Origin of the sequence: Streptomyces sp. NPDC059355 (assembly GCF_042752335.1) — a bacterium.
Classification (GTDB): Bacteria; Actinomycetota; Actinomycetes; order Streptomycetales; family Streptomycetaceae; genus Streptomyces.
Window position 1 is genome coordinate 109,424 of the sequence record NZ_JBHYXN010000001.1, and the last position, 24,845, is coordinate 134,268.

20 protein-coding genes and 1 pseudogene are annotated in these 24,845 nt (G+C 73.0%); 14 read left to right on the forward strand and 7 right to left on the reverse strand.

Annotation, left to right across the window (positions count from 1 at the left end; all coding sequences use genetic code 11):
* The first annotated feature begins 32 nt into the window (after positions 1 to 32).
* Positions 33 to 941: an alpha/beta hydrolase fold domain-containing protein gene (locus ACFXGI_RS00485; RefSeq protein WP_384701065.1), complete on the forward strand. Its 909-nt coding sequence runs from the start codon at positions 33 to 35 to the stop codon at positions 939 to 941.
* A 30-nt stretch (positions 942 to 971) separates the two neighbouring features.
* Here ACFXGI_RS00485 and ACFXGI_RS00490 read toward each other — a convergent pair whose 3' ends face one another.
* Complete coding sequence (locus ACFXGI_RS00490; protein ID WP_384701068.1) at positions 972 to 1,886, reverse strand: class I SAM-dependent methyltransferase; 915 nt, start codon at positions 1,884 to 1,886, stop codon at positions 972 to 974.
* 106 nt (positions 1,887 to 1,992) lie between these two features.
* Positions 1,993 to 2,925, reverse strand: a complete 933-nt coding sequence (locus ACFXGI_RS00495; RefSeq protein ID WP_384701071.1) for a LysR family transcriptional regulator — start codon at positions 2,923 to 2,925, stop codon at positions 1,993 to 1,995.
* Between the two features lie 136 nt (positions 2,926 to 3,061).
* On the opposite strand from ACFXGI_RS00495, the gene ACFXGI_RS00500 reads away from it, so the two are divergent.
* The 3 genes and pseudogenes from ACFXGI_RS00500 (at position 3,062) to ACFXGI_RS00510 (ending at position 8,421) form a co-directional block, all read left to right on the forward strand.
* The gene (locus tag ACFXGI_RS00500; protein WP_384701075.1) at positions 3,062 to 4,531 is read left to right on the forward strand and encodes an MFS transporter; all 1,470 of its coding nucleotides are present in this window, start codon (positions 3,062 to 3,064) and stop codon (positions 4,529 to 4,531) included.
* Positions 4,500 to 6,690, forward strand: a pseudogene (locus tag ACFXGI_RS00505) (GAF domain-containing SpoIIE family protein phosphatase). Before ACFXGI_RS00500 ends, ACFXGI_RS00505 begins: the two are co-directional and overlap by 32 nt.
* A gap of 324 nt (positions 6,691 to 7,014) precedes the next feature.
* Positions 7,015 to 8,421: an APC family permease gene (locus ACFXGI_RS00510; RefSeq protein ID WP_384701078.1), complete on the forward strand. Its 1,407-nt coding sequence runs from the start codon at positions 7,015 to 7,017 to the stop codon at positions 8,419 to 8,421.
* 30 nt (positions 8,422 to 8,451) lie between these two features.
* Here ACFXGI_RS00510 and ACFXGI_RS00515 read toward each other — a convergent pair whose 3' ends face one another.
* Entirely contained in the window at positions 8,452 to 9,492 is a 1,041-nt protein-coding gene (locus ACFXGI_RS00515; RefSeq protein WP_384701081.1) for an NAD(P)-dependent alcohol dehydrogenase, read from the reverse strand.
* A 121-nt stretch (positions 9,493 to 9,613) separates the two neighbouring features.
* On the opposite strand from ACFXGI_RS00515, the gene ACFXGI_RS00520 reads away from it, so the two are divergent.
* A complete protein-coding gene (locus tag ACFXGI_RS00520) occupies positions 9,614 to 10,483 on the forward strand; it encodes a helix-turn-helix domain-containing protein (RefSeq protein WP_384701085.1) in 870 nt (289 codons plus the stop codon).
* 70 nt (positions 10,484 to 10,553) lie between these two features.
* Positions 10,554 to 11,726: an acyltransferase family protein gene (locus tag ACFXGI_RS00525; RefSeq protein WP_384701088.1), complete on the forward strand. Its 1,173-nt coding sequence runs from the start codon at positions 10,554 to 10,556 to the stop codon at positions 11,724 to 11,726.
* 25 nt (positions 11,727 to 11,751) lie between these two features.
* On the opposite strand, the gene ACFXGI_RS00530 is transcribed toward ACFXGI_RS00525, so the two are convergent.
* Positions 11,752 to 13,554 (reverse strand): glycoside hydrolase family 15 protein, encoded by a 1,803-nt coding sequence (locus tag ACFXGI_RS00530; protein ID WP_384701091.1) that lies wholly within the window; start codon positions 13,552 to 13,554, stop codon positions 11,752 to 11,754.
* An 80-nt stretch (positions 13,555 to 13,634) separates the two neighbouring features.
* Positions 13,635 to 14,192 (reverse strand): DoxX family membrane protein, encoded by a 558-nt coding sequence (locus ACFXGI_RS00535; RefSeq protein ID WP_229342710.1) that lies wholly within the window; start codon positions 14,190 to 14,192, stop codon positions 13,635 to 13,637.
* A 133-nt stretch (positions 14,193 to 14,325) separates the two neighbouring features.
* Here ACFXGI_RS00535 and ACFXGI_RS00540 point away from each other — a divergent pair, with 133 nt between their 5' ends.
* From ACFXGI_RS00540 to ACFXGI_RS00550, 3 genes are all read left to right on the forward strand, one after another.
* Positions 14,326 to 14,829, forward strand: a complete 504-nt coding sequence (locus ACFXGI_RS00540; protein ID WP_384701095.1) for a MarR family winged helix-turn-helix transcriptional regulator — start codon at positions 14,326 to 14,328, stop codon at positions 14,827 to 14,829.
* A 7-nt stretch (positions 14,830 to 14,836) separates the two neighbouring features.
* Positions 14,837 to 15,160 carry a YkvA family protein gene (locus ACFXGI_RS00545; RefSeq protein WP_384701098.1) on the forward strand — a complete coding sequence of 108 codons (324 nt, stop codon included), beginning with the start codon at positions 14,837 to 14,839 and terminating at the stop codon, positions 15,158 to 15,160.
* A gap of 69 nt (positions 15,161 to 15,229) precedes the next feature.
* Positions 15,230 to 16,525, forward strand: coding sequence for an SUKH-4 family immunity protein (locus ACFXGI_RS00550; protein ID WP_384701101.1), 1,296 nt, complete (start codon positions 15,230 to 15,232; stop codon positions 16,523 to 16,525).
* A 38-nt stretch (positions 16,526 to 16,563) separates the two neighbouring features.
* On the opposite strand, the gene ACFXGI_RS00555 is transcribed toward ACFXGI_RS00550, so the two are convergent.
* Positions 16,564 to 17,199 carry an alpha-ketoglutarate-dependent dioxygenase AlkB gene (locus tag ACFXGI_RS00555; protein WP_384701104.1) on the reverse strand — a complete coding sequence of 212 codons (636 nt, stop codon included), beginning with the start codon at positions 17,197 to 17,199 and terminating at the stop codon, positions 16,564 to 16,566.
* 359 nt (positions 17,200 to 17,558) lie between these two features.
* Between ACFXGI_RS00555 and ACFXGI_RS00560 the strand changes: the two genes are divergently transcribed.
* Together ACFXGI_RS00560 and ACFXGI_RS00565 are read left to right on the forward strand one after the other, a co-directional pair.
* Positions 17,559 to 19,526, forward strand: coding sequence for an amino acid transporter (locus ACFXGI_RS00560; protein WP_384701107.1), 1,968 nt, complete (start codon positions 17,559 to 17,561; stop codon positions 19,524 to 19,526).
* 151 nt (positions 19,527 to 19,677) lie between these two features.
* Entirely contained in the window at positions 19,678 to 20,193 is a 516-nt protein-coding gene (locus ACFXGI_RS00565) for a universal stress protein (protein WP_384701109.1), read from the forward strand.
* 51 nt (positions 20,194 to 20,244) lie between these two features.
* Here ACFXGI_RS00565 and ACFXGI_RS00570 read toward each other — a convergent pair whose 3' ends face one another.
* The gene (locus tag ACFXGI_RS00570) at positions 20,245 to 21,159 is read right to left on the reverse strand and encodes an aldose 1-epimerase family protein (RefSeq protein ID WP_384701112.1); all 915 of its coding nucleotides are present in this window, start codon (positions 21,157 to 21,159) and stop codon (positions 20,245 to 20,247) included.
* A gap of 274 nt (positions 21,160 to 21,433) precedes the next feature.
* On the opposite strand from ACFXGI_RS00570, the gene ACFXGI_RS00575 reads away from it, so the two are divergent.
* From ACFXGI_RS00575 to ACFXGI_RS00585, 3 genes are read left to right on the forward strand one after another with little or no spacing between them, the layout of a single operon-like run.
* Positions 21,434 to 22,276 carry an SDR family oxidoreductase gene (locus ACFXGI_RS00575; RefSeq protein ID WP_384701115.1) on the forward strand — a complete coding sequence of 281 codons (843 nt, stop codon included), beginning with the start codon at positions 21,434 to 21,436 and terminating at the stop codon, positions 22,274 to 22,276.
* Positions 22,277 to 22,321: 45 nt separating this feature from the next.
* Positions 22,322 to 23,794: a cytochrome ubiquinol oxidase subunit I gene (locus tag ACFXGI_RS00580; RefSeq protein WP_384701118.1), complete on the forward strand. Its 1,473-nt coding sequence runs from the start codon at positions 22,322 to 22,324 to the stop codon at positions 23,792 to 23,794.
* Positions 23,791 to 24,843 carry a cytochrome d ubiquinol oxidase subunit II gene (locus tag ACFXGI_RS00585; RefSeq protein ID WP_384701121.1) on the forward strand — a complete coding sequence of 351 codons (1,053 nt, stop codon included), beginning with the start codon at positions 23,791 to 23,793 and terminating at the stop codon, positions 24,841 to 24,843. Before ACFXGI_RS00580 ends, ACFXGI_RS00585 begins: the two co-directional genes overlap by 4 nt.
* Positions 24,844 to 24,845 lie beyond the last annotated feature (2 nt).

Sequence of the window (24,845 nt, forward strand, 5' to 3'; positions counted from 1 at the left end):
CGGCCGGGGCAGGGAATGGGGAGGTGAGGGGCGTGCCGAGTCTGCGCAGCAGAGCGCTGTCGGTCGCGCTGATCGCGGCGGGGCGGCGAAGACGGTTCGCGAGTGCCGAGGCGGTGCGCGCACGGGTCGCGGAGACGGCCCGCCGGCCGGCGTCGCACCTGCCGCCACGCTCGCTGGGCCGGGTCGCCGACATCTCCCGCACCTTCGTCGGTGCCTGGCCGGTGTACGACGCCTCGCCGCGCGGGATCGAGCCCACGGCCCAGGTGCTGTACATGCACGGCGGCGGGTACATCGACGAGCTGGTCCGGCCGCACTGGTCGATGATCCGGACCCTGGTCACGCAGGCGCGGGCCCGCGTCGTCGTACCGGCGTACATTCTGGCCCCGCGCGGGACCGCCGACCGGACGGTTCCGGTGGCCGCGGACCTGCTCAGCGGGCTCATCGCGAGCGGCGGAGCGGGCGGCACGGTGCTCGTCGGGGACGCTGCGGGAGCCGGCCTGGCACTGGCCGCCGCCCAGCGCCTGCGCGACCGTACGGGGGACCAGCCCTCGCGGATCGTACTGATCTCGCCCTGGCTGGACCTGACCATGAGCCACCCCGACCAGGCGGCGATCGAGGCCGCCGACCCCTTCCAGGCCCGGCCGGGGCTGCTGGAGGCGGGCCGGCTGTACGCGGGCACCCTGGCCACGGACGACCCGCGGGTGAGCCCCCTGCACGGCTCCTTCGCGGGGCTGGCGCCGATGACGGTGTTCACCGGCACCCACGACGTGCTGACCACCGACAGCAGGGAGCTGCTGCGCCGGGCCCGTGCGCACGGGGTCGAGGTGGAGTTCCACGAGGAGCCCGGGCTGCCGCACGGGTACCCGCTGCTGCCGGTGCCGGAGGGGCGCGCGGCCCGGGACCGGATCGTGGCGCTGATCAGGTCCGCCGCCGACGAGTGACGACGAGCCGTCGGGCCGGGGTGCGGGCCGTCATGCGGTGCAGGTCATCAGCGAGCTGACCGGCCAGGCGCGGTAGGCGGTCCAGTACGCCTCGTCGCGCGCGCCGTCGGCGGGAGGGGTCCGGCTCGGCTGCCAGCCGACCGTGGAGAAGCCCGCCTCGACGGCGGCCTCGGCGAAGTCGGCGTGCGCCCACTCGCGGAACTCGAAGTCGGCCGGCGGCTGGGTCAGGAACTGCGCCTTCAGCAGGGGCGCGTCGCCTTCCTGGACGCGGTCGACGATCCGGACCCCGTACGGCGACCAGTCGACGTGCGGGAAGGCGCCGGCGTTCGGCACGATGGCCAGCAGCCGGCCGCCGTCGCGCAGGTTGGCGCGGATCGAGCGGAACATGGCGTGCAGTGAGGACCGGTCGGCGGCGTGGTTGAACAGGTACACGGCGGTGGCCAGGTCGAAAGGGCCCATCCGCGGCAGCCTGGCCGCGTCTGCCACCAGGTATTCGATGGATGCCGCTTCGATGGATGCCGCTTCGACCGATGCCGCTTCGACCGATGCGGCTTCCGTCGGCGCAGCCCCGGTCGGCGCGGCCCCGGCGGGAGCCGTCCCGGTGTCTTCGGCCGCCGCCCCCGGCGCCGCCCCGCCCGCCGGACGTACCGCACCCACCGCGGCCTCCAGCGCGCCCACCCCGTCCCCGCCGATCACCCCGTGCGCGCGGGCCAGCCGGATCATCTCCTCCGAGATGTCCACGCCCACGGCCCGCCGGGCCCCGCCGCGGGCCAGCAGCCGCGTGTTGTAGCCGTATCCGCAGGCCAGGTCGAGGGTGTCGAGTCCACGCACACCGCCGAGCGCGTCGAGCGCCCCGAGCAGGGTGTGGGTGTCGGCCGCCGAGAAGGCCGCCGTGGTCTTCGACTCCACGAAACGATCGCCGATGCTGTCGTACTGGAACCGCATGCTCTGCCTTCCGTGGCGGGGTGGGACGCGTGCGTATGGTGCCCCGGAGCGCGCGCGCCGGGTCCAGGTGCGGCGGCCCGTCCCCCGGACGGGGGAGGCGTTCGGGTCAGTGCGTACGGCGTACGGGGTGCCCGGCGACCGCGGGGAGCAGTTCGCGGGCGCGGCCTCGCAGCCAGGCGTGGGCCGGGTCGGCGTCGTGGCGCGGGTGCCAGGCGAGGCCGAAGGGCAGCGTCGGCAGGTCGAGCGGCACCTCGAAGGCCTCCAGCCCGAGCTCGGCGGCGAGCGGTACGGCCTGGGAGGCGATCAGGCCGACGAGATCGCTCTCGCGCAGGATGAACAGGGAGGCGGGGTAGGAGCCGACGGTGCCCACCACCCGTCGGGACAGGCCCTGGCGGGCGAGGGCCGTGTCCACGGGGCCCTCCAGCCGGCCGCGCCGGGAGACGATGAGGTGCTCGGCGGCCGCGAACCGGCGCGCGGTCATCCGGCCCCGCAGCAGCGGGTGGCCGGCCCGGGCCACGCCCACCATGTGCTCGTCGAAGAGGCGCTCGACGCGCACCTCGGGGGATCCGCTGTCCACGACGCCGAGTTCGAGGTCGGCGACGCCCTCGCGCAGCGCAGGGGTGTCCACGTGGCTCTCCGACAGGAAGCGCAGCCGTACGCCGGGCGCCTCCCGGGCCACGCGCGAGAAGAGCGTGGCCCCGAAGGTGGCGGCGAAGGCGTCGTGGGCCAGCACGGTGAAGGTGCGGGTGAGGGTGGGCAGGTCGACCTGCCCGCCGCTCAGGAACAGGGCCCGGGCCCGCTCCACGACGGCCCGGACCTCGCCGTGGACGGCGAGGGCGTGCGGGGTCGGGACCATGGTCCGCCCGGCGCGGACGAGCACGGGGTCGCCGAGGGCCTTGCGGATCCGGCCGAGGGTGCGGCTCATGGCGGGCTCGGAGAGGTGCAGGCGGGCCGCCGCGCGGGACACGCTCGACTCCTCCAGGAGGACGTCGAGGGCGACGAGGAGATTGAGGTCCAGGCCGGATTGCGTCACACGCATTCATCCCTTGCAGAACTTGCACTGGAAAGCAGGTCGTCCCAACCCTACGGTGAGGAACGGGGGATGAAGCCGACCGCGCTCCCCTCCCCCACACCACGCCACACCACTTCACCGTCACCGACTCCGAGGAGGAGCCGTGCTCCGCCATGCCCTCAAGCGGGATGCCCGAGATCCCGACGCCGTCCCGTCCGCCCCGGCGTCCGGCGCTCTCACCCGGCCCGTGCTGCTCGTCCTGTGCGCCTGCGTACTCGTCGCCCAGGCCATGGTCGCCGCCGTCAACCTGCTGATCCCGCAGCTCGCCGCCTCCGCCCTGCACCCGACCCCCGGCCAGCTGGTGTGGGCGGTCGACGCCTACGTCATCGTCTTCGCCGCCCTGCTCATCCCGGCCGGCGCACTCGGCGACCGGTACGGCCGCAAGGGCGCCCTGCTGGCCGGTCTCGGGCTGTTCGCCGCGGGCGGCGCGGTCAGCGCGCTCGCCGCGGCCCCGGCGGTGCTCATCGCCGGGCGCGGGCTGTGCGGGGCCGGTGCGGCCCTGATCATGCCCGCCACCATGTCCGTACTGATCCACCTGAGCCCTCCCGAGCGCCGCGGCCAGGCGCTGGCGACGTGGACGCTGTCCGCCGGCCTCGGGGGCCTGGCGGGCAACGTGGGGGGCGGTCTGGCCGGGGAGTACCTGACCTGGCGGGCCCTGTTCTGGGCGGTCGTCCCGCTCGGCGCGCTGCTCGCGCTCGGCGTGGCCCGTACGGTCCCCCGCACCCCGGCCCGGGCCGACGCCTCCGTCGACCCGTCCGGCGCGCTGCTGCTCGCCGGGGCGCTGCTCGCGGTCGTCTACGGGATCATCGAGGGGCCCTCGTACGGCTGGACCTCGGCGGCGGTGCTGATCGCCTTCGGGACCGGCGCCGGGCTGCTCGCGGCCTTCACCGGCCACGCGCTGCGCGCCGCTCACCCGCTGCTGGACCCGCGGATCTTCGCCTCGCCCAGGCTGCGCGCCGGGGCGCTCGGCATCGGCGCCGCCTTCTTCGGGCTCTTCTCCCTCTTCTTCGTCAACGCCCAGTACCTCCAGTACGCGAAGGGCTTCTCGCCCGCCCGCGCCGGCCTGGCGATCGTCCCGCTGACCATCGGCATGGCGGTCGTGCCGAAGCTGGGCGCCCGGCTGGCCGAGCGGACGGGGCCGCGGCTGCCGGTCGGCGCCGGGCTGGGCCTGATCGGGGCCGGGCTGCTGCTGGTCTCCACCGCCGACGCGGGCACCCCGTACGCCCTGTACGCCTGCTACCTGCTCGTGCTGTCGGTCGGGACGGGCCTGTGCGCGCCCTCGCTGACCCTGACCGTGGTCGCCGAGCTGCCCGCGCACCAAGCAGGGCTCGGCTCCGGGCTGAACACCGCGGCCCGGGAGATCGGCGCCGCGCTGGGGGTGGCGGTGGTCGGCACGGTGCTGGCCTCCCGTTTCCACGGCGACCCGCACGATCCGGCGCAGATCGGCGCCTTCACGGACGCGATGGGGGCCGCGCTGCGCACGGTCGCCGCGGTGCTGCTGCTGGCGGCGCTCGCGGTGGTGGCCGGCTACCGGCGCCGGGATGCAGCGTCCGGCGTCGGGGGCGCATGCTGACTGTGTGACGGCGAGACCGGACAGCGGCCCCGCCACCGACGCCACGGTCAGGGTGCTCGCGCGGACCTGCGTCGATGCGGTGCAGGCCGTCGGCGGGTTTGCGGGCGGCGTCTACCTGCGCTCCGGAGCCGAGGGCCCGCTGCTGCTGGCCGTGATGACCGGACTGCCCGGGCGGCTGTTCCGTCCGTGGTGGCGGATGCACGTGAACCGCCCGTACCCGGTCGCCGAGGCATACCGCTCCGGACAGTCGGTGCACCTGCCCGACGCGGAGGCGGCCATGCGGCGCTTCCCGCAGCTGATGGCCGGGCTGCCGTTCCCCTTCGGATCGCTGTACGAGCCCGTCATGACCGGGGGGCAGCGGTTCGGGGTGCTGTTCGTCCTGCGCCCCGCCACCCCCGGGGCCCCGGTCGGCGCCGCCGACCGGGAGCGGCTGCGTACCGCCGCGGACGGGCTGGCGGAGGGGCTCGCCGCGCTCGCCCCGGCCGGGGAGCCGGTGCTCTGGACGGGCGATCCCGTGGGCGTACCGCCGCCGGACACCGCGCAGGGCGCCCGTGAGGCCGTGGAGCGGCTCACCCTTGCCGTGCTCTCCGTGGACCGCGAGGCCAGGATCCGCTACGTCAACCACGCCGCCGCCGGCCTGCTGGGCCTGGGGGGGACCGGAGCTGCGCGGGCGGTTGCTCTGGGAGGCCGTGCCGTGGCTGGGGCAGCCCGCGTACGAGGACCACTTCCGCGGGGTGTTCATGTCCGGGGAGCCGGTGCGCTTCCCGGCCCGGCTGGGCAGGCAGCAGGATTCGGGATGGGTGGTCGTGGATCTGTATCCGAGCGTGGACGGGGTGACCGTGACGATCGACGCGGCCGAGCCGCCCGGCTACGCGCCGGAGCCGGGGTCGGTGGTCCGCCCGGGCGCGGGCCTGGGTTCGCCGGCCGACCGGGCCTCGGCGCTGTACCGGCCGGTGTCCCTGGCCATCGCGCTGACGGAGGCGGTCACGGCCCGCCAGGTGTCGGCGGTGGTCACCCAGGAGCTGCTGCCCGCCTTCGGCGGCCGCCAGCTGGCGATCTACCTGCTCAACGAGCGGCATCTGCACCTGGCCTGGGAGACCGGCTTCCCGCAGGGCTTCCTGGACCGGTTCGACGGGGTGGCGCTGGACGTGCGGCTGCCGGGCGTGGAGACGCTGACCACGGGCCGGCCGATGTTCTTCGAGTCGATGGAGTACCTGGCCAGCGCCTATCCGGGGATCCCGCTGGACGCCCACATCGGGGCCCGCGCCTTCCTGCCGCTGATCGCCTCGGGGCGGCCGGTGGGCTCCTGCATCCTCGGCTTCGACGCGCCGCGCGGCTTCAGCCCGGAGGAGCGTGCGGTGCTGACCGCGCTGGCCGGGCTGATCGCGCAGGCCCTGGAGCGGGCGCAGCGCTACGACACCGAGGCGGCGCTGGCCCGTGAACTGCAGGCGGCGCTGCTGCCGCACCGGCTGCCGGTGCGCGAGAACGTGGAGACGGTGGGCCGGTATCTGCCGGGCACCCAGGGCATGGACGTGGGCGGCGACTGGTACGACGTGGTCGAGACGGGCGAGGGCCTGCTGGCGCTGGTCATCGGGGACGTGCAGGGCCACGGGGTGGCGGCCGCCGCGACGATGGGCCAACTGCGGAGCGCAGTAAGGGCCTTCACGCTCGGGGGCAGTCCGCCGGAGCAGGTGATGGCGGGCACCAACCGGCTGCTGATCGGCCTCGACCCCGGCCAGTTCGCCAGCTGCTGCTACGTGCTGCTCGACCCGGAGTCGGGCCGGGCGCGGGCCGTCCGGGCCGGGCACCCGCAGCCCCTGCTGCGGCACGCGGACGGGCGGGCCGAGGTGCTGGACCTGCGGGGCGGGGTGGTGCTCGGCATCGACCCCGGCGCCACGTACCCGGTGACGGACCTGCGGCTGGCGCCGGGATCGGTGCTCGCCCTGTACACGGACGGGCTGGTGGAGGAGGCGGGGGAGGACATCGACGTCGGCGTGGAGCGGCTGCGGGCGGCGCTGGCCGCGGCCCGGCCCTCGCCGCTGACCGAGACGGCCGACCGGCTGATCGGCGGGGCCGGGGACTCCTCGGACCGGCCGGACGACATCGCCCTCCTGCTGGCCTCGCGTACGGGCGGCCGGCGAGCCGCTCCGAAGACCTGACACGCCCCACAGGTGCCCACTCCGTGGTCAGGTGGTGTCGCCCGGGGCACATGTCGGCAAAGCGGAAGAAAATTTGCCCGCCCTCCGCTGCGGTTCCCGCACCCGCACTCCGTGCAGCGTTTACGCGGTCTTAACGCTGCCGTCGGCCGGGCGCAGCGGTACAGGGCGACGGAATCCGCAGGGGAACCGCTATTGACCTGCGGATCCCGCAGGGATTCGATGACGGCCCGGGAGCCACCGAACCACTCTGCTCACCACCGCCTCGGAGGCGATACCGCTCCCGCACCTCAGTTCACCACACCAGCCGATCGGAACCCCGCACCGATGTCTGAAACGATCAGTGCCCCTCAGGCCCTCGCCCCCGCCACCGGGCCCGTCCCCCAGAAGCTCAAGCGTTCCATCGGCGTCGTCGGCGGCACACTGCTGACGCTCTCGTGCGTGACGCCCGCTTCGACCCTGTTCGTCGTCGTGCCCGACCTGTTCTCCAGTCTCGGCACGTGGACCGCCCTCACGATCGCCATCGGTTCGCTGCTCTGCATCGGCGTCGCGTTCTGCTACTCCGAGCTCGGCACCCTGATCCCCAGCGCCGGCGGCGAGTACGCGATGGTGTCGACCATGGCGGGCCGACTGGCCGGCTGGCTGGTGTTCGTCCTCTCCCTCCTGGTCGTGATGATCGTGCCGCCCGTGATCGCCATGGGCACGGCCGACTACCTCGCGCCGATCGTGCACATACCGGCCCCGGTCGCGGGCGGCGGCGTGATGCTGCTCGCCACCCTCGCCGGCCTCCTCGACCTGCGGGCCAACGCCTGGATCACCGGCATCTTCCTGGTGCTCGAGGTCATCGCCGCCGCGCTGGTCGCCGTACTGGGCTTCGCGCACAGCGAGCGCGGCGCCGACGCGCTGGTGCACGGCACGGTCGCGGCCGAGGGCGGCGGTACGTCCACGGTGACCGCGATGATGGTGGTCTCCGGTCTCGCCATCGCCCTGTTCATCACCCAGGGCTTCTCGACCGCCGTCTACCTGTCGGAGGAGCTGGAGAACCCGCGGCGCAACGTGGCCCGTACGGTGCTCGCCACCCTCGCCATCTCCACGGCCGTCATCCTGATCCCGGTCATCGCCATCACCGTCGGCGCCCCCGACCTCTCCGCGCTGACCGAGGGCGACCTCGGCGGCATGGTCACCGCCTGGTCCAACTCCGCCGTCGGCACCTTCGTCAGCCTCTGTGTCGCCCTCGCCATCATCAACGCCGGCATCGTGATGGTGATCCAGAACTCCCGTGTGCTGTTCGCCTCGGCCCGCGACAAGGCGTGGCCCGAGCCGGTCAACCACGCGCTGTCCAAGCTCGGCCGCTTCGGCTCCCCGTGGGTCGCCACGCTCCTCGTGGGCGTCCCCGGAGCGGCGCTGTGCTTCGTCAACCTCGACACCCTGTACGGGGTCACCGGCGTCTCGGTGACCGGCATGTACCTGCTGGTCGCGGTGGCCGCGCTGTTCGCCCGGCGCGGCGCGCACCGCGAGGTGGCCGCCTGGCGGATGCCGCTGTGGCCGGCCGTGCCGATCGTGCTGATCGTCGTACTCGCGTACATCCTGACGCAGCAGGAGACCCAGTACCTGCTGTGGACCGGCGGGATCGTGGCCGTGGCCACGCTGTACTGGGCGCTGTACCTGCGGCCGCGGCAGGACACCCGCTGGCTGGTCAGCGTCCCGGAGGACGACGAGCCCGCCGCCGTCTGATCCGCGCTCCCCCGACGGGGCCGTACGGGTTCACTTCCCGTCGGCCCCGTCCATCGTGATGACGACCTTGCCGAAGGGTGCGTCCGCCGCGTACTCGCGGTAGGCCGTGTGCGCCTCCTCGAAGCGGTGCACGCGGTCGATGACCGGGCGCAGCCCGTGCGCGGCCACGGCCCGGTTCATGTCCTCGAACTGCGTGCGGCTGCCGACGAATACCCGGCGGATCGTGGCCAGGCTCGACGCGTACGCCGCGTGCGAGATCTCGATCCCGGACCTGGCGGCGCTCGCGGTGATCAGCAGGGCGATCTGTCCGTACAGGGCGCTCGCCCGCACCGACTGCTCGATGGTCTCGGGGCCGCCGGTCTCCACGACGAGGTCGGCGCCGAGGCCGCCGGTGAGCTCCCGTACCGCCCGGCCCCAGTCGGGGGTGCGCCGGTAGTCGACGACCTCGTCGGCGCCGAGCGCCTTGAGGCGGTCCGCCTTGGCGGCGCTGGAGGTGGTCGACACCACCCGGCAGCCCAGCAGTTTCGCGAACTGCACGGCGAACAGGGCGACCGGGCCCGTCCCGAGCGTCAGTACGGTCTGACCGGGCAGCAGCGGCTCGCCGCCGGTCAGCGCGTGCCAGGCGGTGACCCCGGCGCAGGGCAGCGTGGCCGCCTCCTCCCAGGTCAGGTGGTCCGGGACGCGGACCGCCCACTGCTCGTCGAGTACGGCGTACTCCGCGAGCATCCCGTCGAGGGTGCAGCCGGGCTGGTCGAGGGCGTCCGGGGTGATCCGGCCGGTGCGCCAGCGCGGGAAGTACGCGCAGGACACGCGGTCGCCCACCGCGAACCGGGTCACCGCCTCCCCGACGGCGACCACCTCGCCGGCGCCGTCGCTGAGCGGGACCACACCGGGCACGGCGGGCAGCGGGTAGAGCCGGTCGAGGATGAGCAGGTCCCGTCTGTTGAGGGAGGCGGCCCGGACGGCGACCACGATGCCGGTGGGGCCGGCGGGCCGCGGCCGGGGTCCGCCGGAGTCGCGCAGCACGATTCCCTCGATGCCGCCGAACGCTTCCAGGTGGTACGAGCGCATTGCGTCCTCCGGTGCCGTGGGGGTGAGTCGTTACGCGTTCGAGCTTCCGGGGCCGGGGACGGGCCCGGCAATTCCCTCCGGGGAATCGCCGGGTCCGGCCGGCTGCGGCTAGAAAGGGCACATGGCCACCACCACCGCCACCGCGCCCACCCCGTTCGCCCGCGAGGTCCGCCGACGGCGGGCACTGCGCCGGATGAGCCAGCTGGAACTGGCCACCCTGGCCGGGACCACCCAGCGGCACCTCAGCTTCATCGAGAGCGGCCGCTCGGTGCCGGGGCGGGCGATGGTGGTCCGGCTCTCCGAGTCCCTCGGGCTGACCCTGCGGGAGCGCAACTCGATGCTGCTGAGCGCCGGTTACGCGCCGGCGTACGCGGAATCAGCTCCGGAGTCCCCCGCCGTCGGGCCGGCGATGGAGGCCCTGCGGTCCATCCTCACCGGGCATCTGCCGTACCCGGCGGTGGTCGCCGGTCCGCGCGGTGAACTGGTCCTCGCGAACGCCGCGTTCGAGGTGCTGACCGAGGGCGCGGCCGCGCATCTGCTCGCGCCCCCGGTGAACGTGCTGCGGCTCGCGCTGCACCCCGAGGGCATGGCTCCGCGCGTGGCGAACCTGGCGGCGTGGGGCCGGCACATCACGGAGGGCCTGCGAGCCCGGGCCACGGCCCATCCGGACCCGGAACTCGACTCCCTCATCGACGAGTTGGCCGGATACCTGCCCGCGGCTCCGCCGCCGGGCCCGGACCACCTGGGCTTCGCGGTGCCGCTGCGGCTGCGGACGGCCGGGGGCGAGCTGCGGCTCCTGACGACGCTGACGTCGTTCGCCACGGCCGTCGACGTCACGCTGGCCGAGCTGCACCTGGAGGCCTTCCTCCCGGCCGACGCCGCGACCGCCGCCCTCCTGCACCACCGCAGGGCAGCCACCCCCGCGACGCCGCAGCCGGAGCCGCGTCGGGGCGCGGGCCCGGGTGCCCGTGGTGGAACGGGACACCGGTAACATCGCGGGGTTCCATACCCCCCCCCAATCGTATCGGTGTCGCCGACACCCCATGATGTGCAGAGGTGTCATGTCCGACAGGCTCGTCCTCACCGGGGACCATGTCCCGGAGCCCGCCGAGGCGCCGCAGACAGCCCCCGACCCCGGCCGAAGCGGTCGGCGGGTGTGGTCGAGGAGCGGTGGGGCCGGGGCCGCGCGGGCGCCTCGGATCGCCGTGCTGGACGGTCTGCGGCTGATCGCGGCGCTGTCGGTCGTGCTGTTCCACTACCTCGCCGGGTCGGGGACGATTCCCTGGCAGCGGACGGCGGTCGAGCTGTTTCCCACGCTGCACAAGGTCGCCGAGTTCGGCTGGCTGGGCGTGGTCTTCTTCTTCATGATCAGCGGGTTCGTCATCTGCATGTCCGCCTGGGGCAAATCGCTCCAGAAGTTCTGGCAGGGCCGGATCCTGCGGCTGTTCCCCCTCTACTGGGTGGCGGTCTTGCTCTCCTCGGCGGCCGCGCGCCTGGGCCCGCACGTTCCGGGCGAACCGCGGGTCACCGTCGGCCAGATGCTCACCAACCTCACGATGTTGCACGAGCCCCTCGGCGTGAACAGTGTGGACAACGTCTACTGGACTCTCTGGATCGAGCTGCGCTTCTACCTGATCTTCTCGCTCGTGGTCCTGCTGGGTACCGGCTACCGCCGCGTCGCGACCTTCTGCTGGGTCTGGGCGCTGGGCTCGGTCCTGGCACCCGCATCGGGCATACCGCTGCTCGACCAGCTGCTGGTGCCCCGGTGGGCGCCGTTCTTCATCGCAGGCATCGCCTTCTACCTGGTCCGCAGGGCCGGCCGGATCGAGGGCGAGACCCTGGGCATCCTGGCGCTGTCCTGGCTGCTGATGCAGCACCGTCTCCCGGCGATCATGGAGGGCGAGGGGCACGGCATCGACTGGAAGGTCTGTCTCGCCGCGATCACCGTCATGTACGTGCTGATGGGCCTGATCGCGCTCGGGAAGCTGGACTGGATCCAGTGGCGCTGGCTGCCGGTCGCGGGCGGGATCTCCTACCCCCTCTACCTCGTCCACCAGTCACTGGGCGTCCGGGTCATCTGGCGCTGGAACGAGCAGTGGGGCCCGTGGCCCGCCCTGCTCGGGGTGATCGCCGGCGTCACACTGATCGCCTGGCTGCTCCAGCGCCTGCTGGAGCAGCCTCTCACCCGGCTCCTGCGCCGCCTGATGAACCCGGCCGCGCCACCGTCCCCTTAGATCCCCGGTGCCCCGCCGCGGGCCGTCAGGCCGTGGGCGGGGCGGGCGTCCGGCCCAGGGTGATGGCCGTGTTCACCAGGCCGACGTGGCTGAACGCCTGCGGGAAGTTGCCGAGCTGGCGGCCGGCCACCGGGTCGTACTCCTCGGCGAGCAGTCCCACGTCGTTGCGCACGGCCAGCAGCCGCTCGAACAGCTCCCGGGCCTCCTTCTCCCGCCCGGTGGTGTGCAGCGCGTCGGCCAGCCAGAACGAGCAGGCCAGGAAGGCCCCTTCGTCGCCGGGCAGCCCGTCCACCGAAGGGCCCTCGGTGCTGTAGCGGCGGACCAGGCCGCTGCTGCCGAGCTCCACCCGCACCGCGTCGACCGTGCCGATCACGCGCGGATCGTCGGGCGGCAGGAATCCGACCCGCGGGATGAGCAGGGTGGCCGCGTCCAGTTCACGGGAGCCGTAGTACTGCGTGAAGGTGCCGCGCACCGGGTCGAAGCCGTTCTCGATCACGTCCCGGTGGACCTCGTCCCGCATGGTCCGCCACCGCTCGATGTCGCCCAGCAGCGAGGGATCGCTCTCCATGGTGCGCACGGCCCGGTCCGCGGCGACCCAGGCCATCACCTTGGAGTGCACGAAGTGACGGCGCGGACCGCGCACCTCCCACAGGCCCTCGTCCGGCCGCCGCCAGTTGCGCTCCAGGAAGTCGAGGAGCGCGAGCTGGATCCGCCAGGCGTGCCGCTCCGCGGGCAGCCCGTTGGCCCTGGCCAGGTAGAGCGAGTCGAGGACCTCCCCGTACACGTCGAGCTGGAGCTGGTCCACGGCCGCGTTGCCGACCCGGACGGGGGCGGAGGAGGCGTAGCCGCGCAGCCACGGCAGGTCGGATTCGGGGATCCGGCGCTCGCCGCCGATCCCGTACATGATCTGGAGGTCGGCGGGGTCTCCGGCGATCGCGCGCAGCAGCCATTCGCGCCAGGCGCGGGCCTCGTCCAGGAAGCCGGTCTCCAGGAGGGAGCCGAGGGTCAGGGTGGAGTCGCGCAGCCAGCAGTAGCGGTAGTCCCAGTTGCGGACGCCGCCGATCTCCTCGGGCAGGGAGGTGGTGGCTGCGGCCGCGATGCCGCCGGTCGGGGCGTACGTGAGGGCCTTGAGGGTGATCAGGGAGCGGGTCACGGCCTCCTTGTAGGGGCCCTCGTAGGTGCACTGCGCGGACCAGTCCCGCCAGTCGACGCGGCTCTGCTCCAGCGCCTCGTACGGGTCGCAGGGCTCGGGGCGCGGCTCGTGCGAGGGGTGCCAGGTGAGGACGAAGGCGGCCCGCTCGCCGGCGGAGAGGCTGAACTCCGAGCAGGTGCTGTTGGCCTCGCCCCAGGTGGGCACGGCCGGTTCGCTGCGGAACCACGCGGAGTCGGGTCCGGCGACGGCGACCCGCTCGCCGTCGGCGCGCCGGACCCAGGGGACGACGTGCCCGTAGTCGAACCGCAGGCGCAGGACGCTGCGTACGGTGACCTCGCCGGTCAGGCCCTCGACGATGCGGATCACGTCAGGGGCGTTGTCGCGCTGCGGCATGAAGTCGACGACCTTGAACGAGCCGCCCTCCGGGGTGTCCCAGTACGACTCCAGGACCAGCGTGCCGTCGATGTAGGCGCGGCGGGTGCACTGCTCGTCATCGGGGGCCCCGGCGGGCGAGATGCGCCAGTGGCCGTTCTCCTTGTCGCCGAGGAGCGCCGCGAAGCAGGCGGGCGAGTCGAAGCGCGGCAGGCACAGCCAGTCGAGGGACCCGTCGCGGCCGACGAGCCCGCTGGTCATGAGGTCGCCGATGAGTGCGTAGTCTTCGATGGGTTGTGTCATTTGTGCGCTGTTCCCCCGAATGCCCGGGCCCAATCAGTCCGGGACCCGGGCACCCTCCGGCGCACTACGGCCGAGCGTCGTCAGCTGCGTACGAGGAGCAGCGCGCCCGCGATGACCACGGCGAGGGCGACGGCCAGGAGGCCGTGGGCCAGGCGGTGGCCTCGCAGGACGGGCAGGAAGCGGTCGGCGGCGTACTTGCCGGGGCCGGTCAGGGCCACCGCGGCGGCGGCCACGGTCAGGAGGAGCTCGTACTCGATGCCCTTCGGGGCGAAGAACGCGCCGGCGCCGTGGACGGCGATCGCGTTGATCATGGTGCCGACGACGGCGGCTCCGGCGAGCGGGGTGAGCAGTCCGAGGGCGAGGCCGAGGCCTCCGAGGGTCTCGGTCAGGCCGGCGACGACGGCCATGGCGTCGCCCGCGGGGTAGCCGCTGGCGGTGAAGAACTGGCCGGTGCCGCTGATGCCGCCGCCGCCGAACCAGCCGAAGAGCTTCTGGGCGCCGTGGCCGGCCATGGTGAGTCCGAGGACGACGCGCAGGAGCAGCAGGCCGGCGTCGTGGGCGGGGGTGGAGAGGGCGAGCGGGACGGCCGGTACGGCTGCGGCCTGCGGCTTCGTCGCGGTGACGGAGGGGCTGGTCATGGGGGGGGATCCTTCCGGTCGGGCGGTTCGGGCGGGGACGGAGTTGCGGTGGAGCAGGGTTGTTCAAATTCGAACCGCCAGCCCCGACCATAACGAGTGATTCAAATTGGAACAACCCGTGTAGGCTGGGCGCATGGCTGAAACGAGATGGCTCGACGAGCGCGAGATGCGCGCCTGGAGCGGCTTCCTGGCCGCGTCCGCACTGGTGAACCGCCGTCTCGACCAGCAGCTCAAGGACGACTCCGGCCTCTCGCACCCGCAGTACGAGGTACTCGTGCGCCTCTCCGCGGCCCCGGACGGCGAGCTGCGGATGACGGAACTGGCCAATGGCCTGATCAATTCGAAAAGCGGGCTGACCTACCAGGTCACCCAGCTGGAGAAGGCGGGCCTGGTCCGCCGCCGCAGCTGCCCCTCCGACGTCCGCGGGGTCTTCGCCGTCCTCACGGAGGCCGGCCGGGCCCGCCTGGAGGAGGCCGCGCCGGGGCATGTCGCGATGGTCCGGGAGGCGCTGATCGACGTGCTCACGCCCGAGCAGCTCGAAGCACTGGCGGACGGGCTGGGCGAGGTCGGCCGGCGGCTGCGCGAGCACGGCGGACAGCCTGGAGCGGTGCGGATGACGGGCCCGAACGGGGTATAGGGGTGACATGGACGCAACGGTCTGGTTGACGATCGCCGCGGTCGTGGCCCTCGGGCTGGCGATCGCCGCCGGCGTGCTCCTCGTACGGGTCTTCGCCGCGCGGCGGCTGCTGCTCGACGCGGGGATCCCGCTGCGCGACAAGGCGCTGTTCTGGGTCGCGGTGATCTACACGGTCTCGCCGGTGGACCTGATCCCGGACCCGGTGTACCTCGACGACATCGGCGTGCTGCTGCTGGCGCTGCGCTCCCTGCACGCGGCGGCCGCGGCGGTGCGGCCGGGCACGACGGCGGCCGCGAAGACCACCGCGGCAAAGGAGCCGGACCCCGCGTAACGTCGGGCGCCCGCGTCCCAACCGCCCCTGGAACCGGGACTGTCAGTGGCCTGCGGCACCATGGTCGGCATGCCTCGCGAAGATCTTGACGCCCTGTTCTCCTCCCCCGCCGCCCTGTTGGAGGCCGGAGCCGGCCGCATACGCGAGTGGCCCGCCCCCGGGGCCGGCGGCGCGGTCGGCCGCGAGGTCTTCACCCAGGCCGAGGCCGTCTTCGGGCATGCGGAGGTCTCGCGGGCGGAGTTCGGCTCGTGGCTGCACTTCGCCGCGAAGGTGCTGGGGCACGACGCGTACGCGGAGCAGGTGGCCGCGGCCGAGCCGGGCATGCCCTGGCGGACCGTCTGGGCCTGGTGGCGGCCGGTCGGGGCCTTCCGTGCCGAGCCGAACCTCAGCGGGGACGCCTCGGCCGACGTCCTCGACGGGCCGGACGGGCGGAGCCTGCTGAAGGTCTGGTCGCTGTGGACCGAGGAGCGCTGGTTCGACCTGGCGACCGGCGAGCCGCGCCCGGCGCCCGCCGCCGGGGAGTTCGCGCTGCGCACCGCGGAGCCCGAGGAGGAGGAGCCGTTCCTCTTCGACCCGGACGAGGACGCCTGGAGCCTGCGCTGCCCCGGCACCTGGGAGGAGCCCACACCCCTCGGCGGCGGCCGCTTCCTGCTCACCGAGGCCCGCGGGATCGTGGTGGTGGAGCGCAACGAGGCGGCGGCCGCGGCCGACTGGCCCGGCGGTGGCGCCGACACCTCCTCCTGGGACGAGGGCGCGGGCACTGCGTGGTTCGCGGGCCCGGAGCCGGGCGAGACCCCGCTGGACGCGGCCCGCCTGGAGGCGGTGTTCGGCGCCGGCCGCACGGTCCGCGTCCCGGACGAGCTGCTGCCCGCGGAACTGACCCACCTCCCGACCCGGGAGCTGATCAGCACGGTGGGCCTGCCGCGCCACTGGGCGGCGGGCGTGACCTCGTTCGAGCCGGCCTGGACCGAGGAGGGGCCGGAGGAGGGACCCGGGGAGCCGGAATCCGGCGCCGGCTTCGGCGGCCTGCTGCACCTGGGGACGTTCGAGCTGGGCTACGCCGACGAGGGCCACGTGGTCCTCCACCCGGAGACGGGCGCGGTGTCACTGGTCCGCGAGGGCGAGGGCCCGTTCCCCTTCGCGCGGGACACGGAGACGTTCGTACGCCTCCTGGAGGCCGTGCGCCGGTTCATGGGGGCGTGCTGGGACCCGTATCCGGGGGAGGACGGCCACGGCTCCTTCCTCGCCGAGGTGGGGAAGCTGGAGCCGGGCGTCCTGGGGTCCGGCGACCCCGAAGAGCCCGGCGCCGCGGTCTGGGAACACGTCTTCGCGTCCATCACGGAACTGAGCGTCTACGGGTACTGATCGGGCGCGGCGGCGGGCGGAGCGCGCCGGGCCCCGCCTCAGCGGACGCCGCGGGGGCGGTACTGGATGCTGATGCGGGGGCCCACGGCGCGGGTGGATTTGGGGATGGCGTGCTCCATCGTGCGCTGGCAGGAGCCTCCCATCACGACGAGGTCACCATGGCCCAGGGGCAGGCGCAGCAGGGTGGTGCCGCCCTCCCGGCGGCGCAGGACGAGATCGCGGGGGTCGCCGACCGAGAGGATCGCGACCATCGTGTCCTCGGTGGCGGAGCGGCCGATGCGGTCCCCGTGCCAGGCGACGCTGTCACGGCCGTCGCGGTAGAGGCAGAGCCCGGCCGTGGTGAAGGGCTCGCCCAGCTCGGCGGCGTAGTGCCAGGTCAGCGTGGTGCGCGCCTCGGTGAGCACCGGGTGCGGCAGCGGCTCGTCCTCGTCGTAGAAGGCGAGCAGGCGGGGTACGTCCACGTCGCGCTCGTACATCCGGCGGCGCTCGGCCCGCCACGGCACGTCCTCGGCCAGCCGCTCGAACAGCGTGTCGGCGCCCGAGAGCCAGCCGGGCAGGTGGTCGACCCAGGCCCCGGCGCCGAGCGCGGTGCGGCGCAGCCCCGGGAGCGGGCCGAGGCGGATCTCGTCGCCCTGGTCGAAGAGGGAGCCCTGGAGGCCGGGGATCGTTCGCACGGGTCCATCATATCGCGCCACTCGAACATTCGATCGATTTGCGGCCCGCGGGCGCCCGCTCCCCCGGAAAGAGGCCGTCAAGGTATCGCTAGAGAGGCGTTAAGGAGCCGTCAAGACGGGCCGGGGCCACGGCCTTCGACGATCCCCGGCCCGAGGCCGCGCCACGGTGCGTCTGCGCAGGTGGGAGGCGGGTTCCGGGCGCAGTGCGCGGTTCCGTCCAACCGGAGCAGTCCCCCGCGCGCCGGCGTCAGGGGCCCGTCAGCATGAGAACGCGCGCGTGCACGAATGATCGAGTTCCGTACGCTTGCCCAGCCGTCGCACCGATGGCCGGATCCAAGCCGTACGAAGGAGCACCCGCGATGGCCACCCCCACCCAGCCGAGCCGCCTGAGGGCATGGCTCCTGGAAGGCCTGACCGACCAGACGAGACACCGGTCGGGTCAGGGGTCGCAGGAGACGCCCGACGGGAGCGGAACGGCCGCGGCCGCCGACCACGGGCGGCCGTGGTGGCGCGTGATGTGCCTGACCGGCCTCGACTACTTCTCCACCCTCGGCTACCAGCCGGGCATCGCGGCGCTCGCGGCCGGCCTGCTGTCGCCGCTGGCGACGATCGTGCTGGTGGTGCTGACCCTGCTGGGCGCCCTGCCGGTCTACCGCCGCGTCGCGGAGGAGAGCCCGCACGGCGAGGGGTCCATCGCGATGCTGGAACGGCTGCTGTCGTTCTGGAAGGGCAAGCTGTTCGTCCTGACCCTGCTGGGCTTCGCGGCGACCGACTTCCTCATCACGATCACCCTGTCGGCGGCCGACGCGACCGCGCACCTGGTGGAGAACCCGCATCTGACCAGCACCCTCAACGGCCACCAGGTACTGATCACCCTGATCCTGATCGCCCTGCTGGGCGGTGTGTTCCTCAAGGGGTTCAGCGAGGCCATCGGGGTGGCCGTGGTCCTGGTCTTCTCGTACCTCGCGCTCAACGTCGTCGTCATCGGGGTCGGCCTGTGGCAGGTCGCCAGCGAGCCGCACGTCATCACCGACTGGAAGCAGGCGCTGATCACCGAACACGGCAACGTGTTCATGATGATCGCCATCGCCCTCGTCGTCTTCCCCAAGCTGGCACTGGGCCTGTCCGGGTTCGAGACCGGCGTCGCGGTCATGCCGCACGTCCAGGGCCACTCCGACGACACCGACGAGAAGCCCGCGGGCCGGATCCGGGGCACGAAGAAGCTGCTGACCACCGCCGCCGTGATCATGAGCGTCTTCCTGATCACCAGCAGCTTCGTCACCACCCTCCTCATCCCCGCCGACGCCTTCCAGCCCGGCGGCGAAGCCAACGGCCGCGCCCTCGCGTACCTGGCCCACGAGTACCTCGGCTCCGCCTTCGGCACCGTCTACGACATCTCGACCATCCTCATCCTGTGGTTCGCGGGCTCCTCCGCCATGGCCGGCCTGCTCAACCTGATGCCGCGCTACCTGCCCCGTTACGGCATGGCCCCGCACTGGGCCCGCGCCCTGCGCCCGATGGTCATCGTGTTCACCCTGATCGCCTTCCTGGTCACCTGGATCTTCGACGCCGACGTCGACGCCCAGGGCGGCGCGTACGCCACCGGTGTCCTCGTCCTGATCACCTCGGCGGCCGTCGCCGTGACCATCGCGGCCCGCCGGGCCGGGGAGCGCGGCTGGACGATCGCCTTCGGCGTGATCTCGGCGGTCTTCGTCTACACCACCGCGGTCAACATCGCCGAGCGCCCCGACGGCGTGAAGATCGGTGCCTGCTTCATCGCCGGCATCATGGCCCTCTCGCTCCTCTCCCGCCTCGCCCGCGTCTTCGAGCTGCGCGTCACGCACGTGGAGTTCGACGACATGGCGCAGCGGTTCATCCGCGACACCGCCAACCGGACGATCCGGTTCATCGCCAACGAGCCGGACAACCGCGACAAGGCCGAGTACCGCGACAAGGTCCGGCAGATCCGCGCGGACAACGACATCCCGGCCGCCGACGACGTCATGTTCGTCGAGGTCACCGTCCTGGACGCCTCCGAATTCGAATCGGGGATGCGCGTGAGCGGCGAGGTCCTCCACGACCGCTACCGCGTGCTGACCCTGGAAAGCTCCAGCATCCCCAACGCCCTCGCGGCGCTGCTGCTCCACGTACGGGACCAGACCGGGCAGCGGCCGCACATCTACTTCGAGTGGACCGAGGGCAACCCGATGGCCAACTTCCTCCGCTTCTTCCTCTTCGGGCAGGGCGAGGTCGCCCCCGTCACCCGCGAGGTCATCCGCGAGGCCGAGCCCGACCGGAACCGCCGCCCCCACGTCCACGCCGGCTGACGGCGGCGCCCGACGCCGAGGCCGCGTCAGCGACCCGTCATGGTTCGCGGCTTCCCCGTCAGGAAGCCGTCAGCGGATCCCCCTCGTCCGCCCGCCCGGCGCTTGCATGGGAGCCGGCAACGGACCGGATGAGGGGTGGACGGTGGACACGGTGCGGCACAGAGTCGTGGTCGGTGTGAGCGGGAGCCCCGGCAGCCTGACGGCCCTGCACCGGGCCGCCGCCGAGGCCCGGGCGCGCGGCGCGGAGCTGTGGGTGGTCCTGGCCTGGCAGGCTCCGGGCGGGGACATCGGCAGCCGCGGCCCGGGCGCCGTCCCGATGCTCGCGGCCGTCAGGGCCGCGGCCGTGGAGCGGCTGCGGCTCGCCCTCGACACCGCGTTCGGTCCGGCCGGCCCGGGCGTGACCCTCGCGGGCCACGCCGTACGGGCCACCGCCGGCGCGGCCCTCGTCGATGCGGTGAGCGGCCCCGACGACCTGCTGGTCGTGGGGACGGGCGCGCGCGGGGCCGTACGCCGCCTGCTGCGGCCCTCGGTGGCCCGCCACTGCCTGGCGCACGCGCCCTGCCCCGTACTGACCGTGCCGCCCTCCCCGCTCCAGGCCGAACTCGACGCCGTCCACCGGCGCAACGTCTGGCGGCTCCCGCTCGACGCGCGCGAACTCGCGGAGTGAGGGATCCGGTGGCGCGCCCTGCCGTGGGCCCGCCGCGAAGCACTCCGGTCACTACAGCGGCCAGGGCGTGAGCCCCCACTGAAGCGTGTGCCGGCCCCCCGGTTCGAGACGCACGCGCGCGCCGTCGCGGCGGAAGGCGTCGGGACCGCAGCTCATGGGCTCCACGGCGACGCTCCGGCGCCGGTGCGGCTCGGCCAGGGTGTCCCCGGTGTACACCTGCACGAAGTCCGCCCCCTCACCGAGCCACAGATCGCTGCCGTACGCACCGGAGGGCTCGGCGAGACGTACGACGGCACGCCCGTCCGCCTCCCGCCGCAGGTCCGTGAAGGCCGTGTCCAGCCGCTGCGGGCCGATGGGCCGCGGCGCGCCGAAGTCGTTGGGTGTCCCCGCGACCGGCTCGGACGCGATGGGCAGGCCGCGGTCGTCGGTGCGGAGCCAGGTCCGGGCGGGAACGGTCAGCAGCATTTCGTCGACCGTGCCGGGGCCCACCGCGAGGTACGGGTGCTGACCGACCCCGTACGGGGCCGGGGTGTCGCCGATGTTCCGCGCCGTGATCGTGACCGTCATGCCGCGGCGGTCGAGCGCGTACTCCGCCCGCGCCGCCAGGTGGAAGGGGTAGCCGGGCTGCGGCCAGAGCGTGGCCGCCAGCACGACGCGGGCTTCCTCCTGCTCCACCGCCTCCCAGGACGTCCAGCGCAGCAGACCGTGGATGGCGTTGGCGTGTTCGGTCTCGTTGAGGGGCAGCTGCAGTTCCTGCTCCTGCCACCGGTACCGTCCGTCTCCGATCCGGTTGGGCCACGGCACGAGGAGCTGTCCGCGTCCGCCCTCGATCCGGTCGTCGGCGTCGAAACCGTCGACGACCGGGCGGTCGGCGACGGAGTAGTGGCGCAGGGCGGCGCCCAACTCCACGACGACGACCGTCTGCGGACCACAGGTCAGCCGGAACTGGGCACCCGTCCGATGCATGCTCGCCGTCCTCGCCGGTGGCGGTCGGGAGTCTGGATCCTGCACACCGATGGTCCCATTCCATCACCGTGGGGATCGCGTCGCACCTCGGCCGGGCGCCCCTCGCCACGGCCCGTACGCGTCGGTCTTTCTCCCGGGCCTCCGTTGGGCCGTTCGGTTCGGGAGAGCACTCCAATGGGCCAGCGGCAGTCGTGCCACCGGGCCGTGGCAAGGCCTCGGTGCTGTCGTGGTGGCGCGGATTTCGTGTCGCCGTCAGCACCCAGGGAGCGTCTCAGTGGAAGCCAGCAGCAGTGACCGTGGTCGAACGCTCCTTGTTCCTCAGGTCCTCAAGGGGCAGAAGGCCCTGGTGACAGGGGCGAACTCCGGCATCGGCAAAGCCACCGCGATCGGCCTCGGACGGGCGGGCGCCGACGTCGTCGTGAACTACGTCTCCGGGCAGGACGCCGCGGAGGAGGTGGTGCGGGAGATCGAGGGCTTCGGGGTCCGCGCCTACGCGCACGAGGGCGACGTGTCGCAGGAGGACCAGGTCGTCGACATGGTGGCCCGGATGGTCCGGGAGTTCGGGACCATCGACATCATGGTCGCCAACGCCGGTCTGCAGCGGGACGCCGCGCTCACCGACATGACCATGGCCCAGTGGAGCAAGGTGCTGGACGTCAACCTCACCGGTCAGTTCCTGTGCGCCCGTGAGGCGACGAAGGAATTCCTGCGCCGCGGCGTCGTGCCGGAGGTGTCCCGCTCCGCGGGGAAGATCATCTGCATGAGCTCGGTGCACCAGATCATCCCCTGGGCCGGGCACGTGAACTACGCCTCCTCCAAAGGCGGCGTACAGATGCTCATGACCACGCTCGCGCAGGAGCTCGCCCCGCACCGGATCCGGGTGAACGCCGTCGCTCCCGGCGCGATCCGCACGCCCATCAACCGCAGCGCCTGGGACACCCCCGAGGCCGAGGCGGACCTGCTGCGGCTCATCCCGTACCGCCGTGTCGGGGACCCCGAGGACATCGCGAACGCCGTGACCGTCCTCGCCTCCGACCTGCTCGACTACGTCGTCGGCACGACGATCTACGTGGACGGAGGCATGACCCTGTTCCCCGGGTTCGCCACCGGTGGCTGAGGCCCCCAGTCCTCCAGCCGTCCGGCACGAACTGCTAAGGCTCACATGAACAGCGCAATCGCGATCATGGCGGACGCCCCTCCGCAACTGCTCCCTGCCCGCGAACTCATGGCCTTCACCCTGGCCTCCCACATCCTGCTCGTGCCCTTCGGCGTGGCTCTGCCGGCCATCACGCTCCTCATGCACTACCGCGGGCTGCGCAAGGGCGACGCGGTCGCCCTGCTGCTCGCGCGGCGCTGGTCGGCGGTCATGGCCGTGCAGTTCGCCATCGGCATCGTCACCGGCACCGTGCTCTCCTTCGAATTCGGCCTGCTCTGGCCGGGCCTGATGGGCCGGTGGGGCGATGTCTTCGGCATCGGATTCGGGGTCGAGGCGTGGGCGTTCTTCCTCGAGGCGATCCTCATCGCCATCTACCTCTACGGCTGGCGAAGGCTGAAGCCGTGGACGCACTTCTGGCTGGGCCTGCCCCTGCCGCTGACGGCGCTGCTGGGGGCGTTCGGCATCATCGCCGCGAACTCCTGGATGAACACGCCGCGCGGCTTCTCGCTCGACGCGGACGGCAACCCCGTGGACGTCAACGTCCGCAAGGCGATCTTCACGCCGATGTTCGGCCCCGAGTACTGGCACTTCGTGGCAGGTGTCGTCCTCACGGCGGGCTACGTCGTGGCCGGCGTGTACGCGGTCGGCTGGCTGCGCGGCCGGCGCGACCACTACCACCGGCTCGGTTTCACCGTGCCGTTCACCGTCGCCGCGATCCTCACCCCCGTGCAGTTCGTGCTCGGGGACTCCATCGCGCGGTCCGTCTTCCACAAGCAGCCGATCAAGTTCGCCGCCACCGAGATCGTCTGGAAGACCGACACCCACGTACCCGAGTACGTGTTCGGCCGCCTGCATCCCGACGGATCGATCTCCGGCGGGATCAAGATCCCCCAACTGGACTCGATCCTCGCCGGTTTCACCCCGTCCACCAAGGTGACGGGGCTGTCGTCGGTTCCCGCGAGCGACCGCCCGACGGCGACCCAGGCCACGATCGCCCACTGGGCCTTCGACATCATGGTGACGATCGGAAGCCTGCTCGTCCTGCTCGCCCTCTGGTACGGCTGGTGCTGGCTGCGCCGCCGCGACCTGCCGCGCTCACCGTGGTTCTTCCGGTGCGCCGCCGTGGCCGGGACGGCCTGCCTGGTCACGGTGGAATGCGGCTGGATCACCACCGAGGTCGGCCGCCAGCCCTGGATCGTCTACCAGAACATGCGCGTGTCCGAAGCCGTCACGGACACCCGGGCCGCGTCGTTGTGGGCGATGCTCGGAATCGTCATCGTGGTCTACGCACTGGTCTTCGCCACCTTCCTGGTCGTCCTGCTCAAGATGCGCACCAGGTGGCGGGCCGCGGACGAACAAGAGGGCGGCGCTCACGCCGCCACCACTCCGGAAGGCGACACCCCCTACGGGCCCCGCGCGACGACCGCCGCGGCCGCGCCGGACCACGGCCCCGCACGCGGTGACGGAGGAGGGCGATGATCCAGGACGTCGTGGCCTGGGTGCTGCTGGCCGCGGTGGCCGCCTACGCGTGTGCGGGCGGGACCGACTACGGGGCCGGGTTCTGGGATCTCTTCGCGGGCGGCTCCGAACGGGGCAAGCGGCCCCGGTGGCTGATCGACCACGCCATGGAGCCCGTCTGGGAGACGAACAACGTCTGGCTCATCTTCGTCCTGGTGTTCATGTGGACGGGCTTCCCGATCCTGTTCCAGACGGTGTTCACGGCCATGTGGCTCCCCCTGGCGCTCGCGGCCGTCGGGCTCGTCCTGCGCGGTGCGGGCTTCGCCCTGCGCAAACCCATGACACGCCTCGCGCGCCGCAGGATCTACGGGGCCGCCTTCGCCGTCTCCTCCCTCCTGGTGCCCTTCTTCCTCGGGGCGGTGGTCGGCGGCCTGGCCACCGGCCGGGTCGTTCCGGGGACGAAGGCGTCCGCCGACGCGTGGTCCAACGGGACCTCCGTGCTGGCCGGGCTGCTCACCGTCGCCGCGACCGCCTTCCTGGGCGCGGTGTTCCTCACCGCCGACGCCCGCCGCTTCGACGCCCCCGACCTCGTCCACTACTTCCGGCTGCGGGCCTGGTGCAGCCTCGGGGTCATCGCCGTCCTGGCCGTCGTCGGCCTCGCCGTCACCCACCACGACGCGCACTACGTCTACGACGGCCTCACCAGCGGCGTCGGCCTGGCCGTCGTCCTGGTGGCCGTCGTCAGCGCCGCGGCCACCGCCGCACTGCTGTACCGCACGGCCACGGGGTGGGCGAGGATCACGGCGGTCACCAGCGTCGCCCTCGTCGTGGTCGCCTGGGGGCTGGCCCAGCGGCCGTACCTCATCCCCACCTCGCTGACCGTGGACCAGGCGGCCGGAGCGTCGACCACACTGCGCTGGCTGCTTCTGGTCACGATCATCGCGATGGTGCTCGTCGGACCGCCGCTGGTCCTGCTCTACCGGCTGGACACCCGCGGCGCGCTGCAGCCTCTCGCCGAGAACGACCTGCGCCGGACGGCCGCGAACCGGGACCCGGGCACGGATCGGTGATC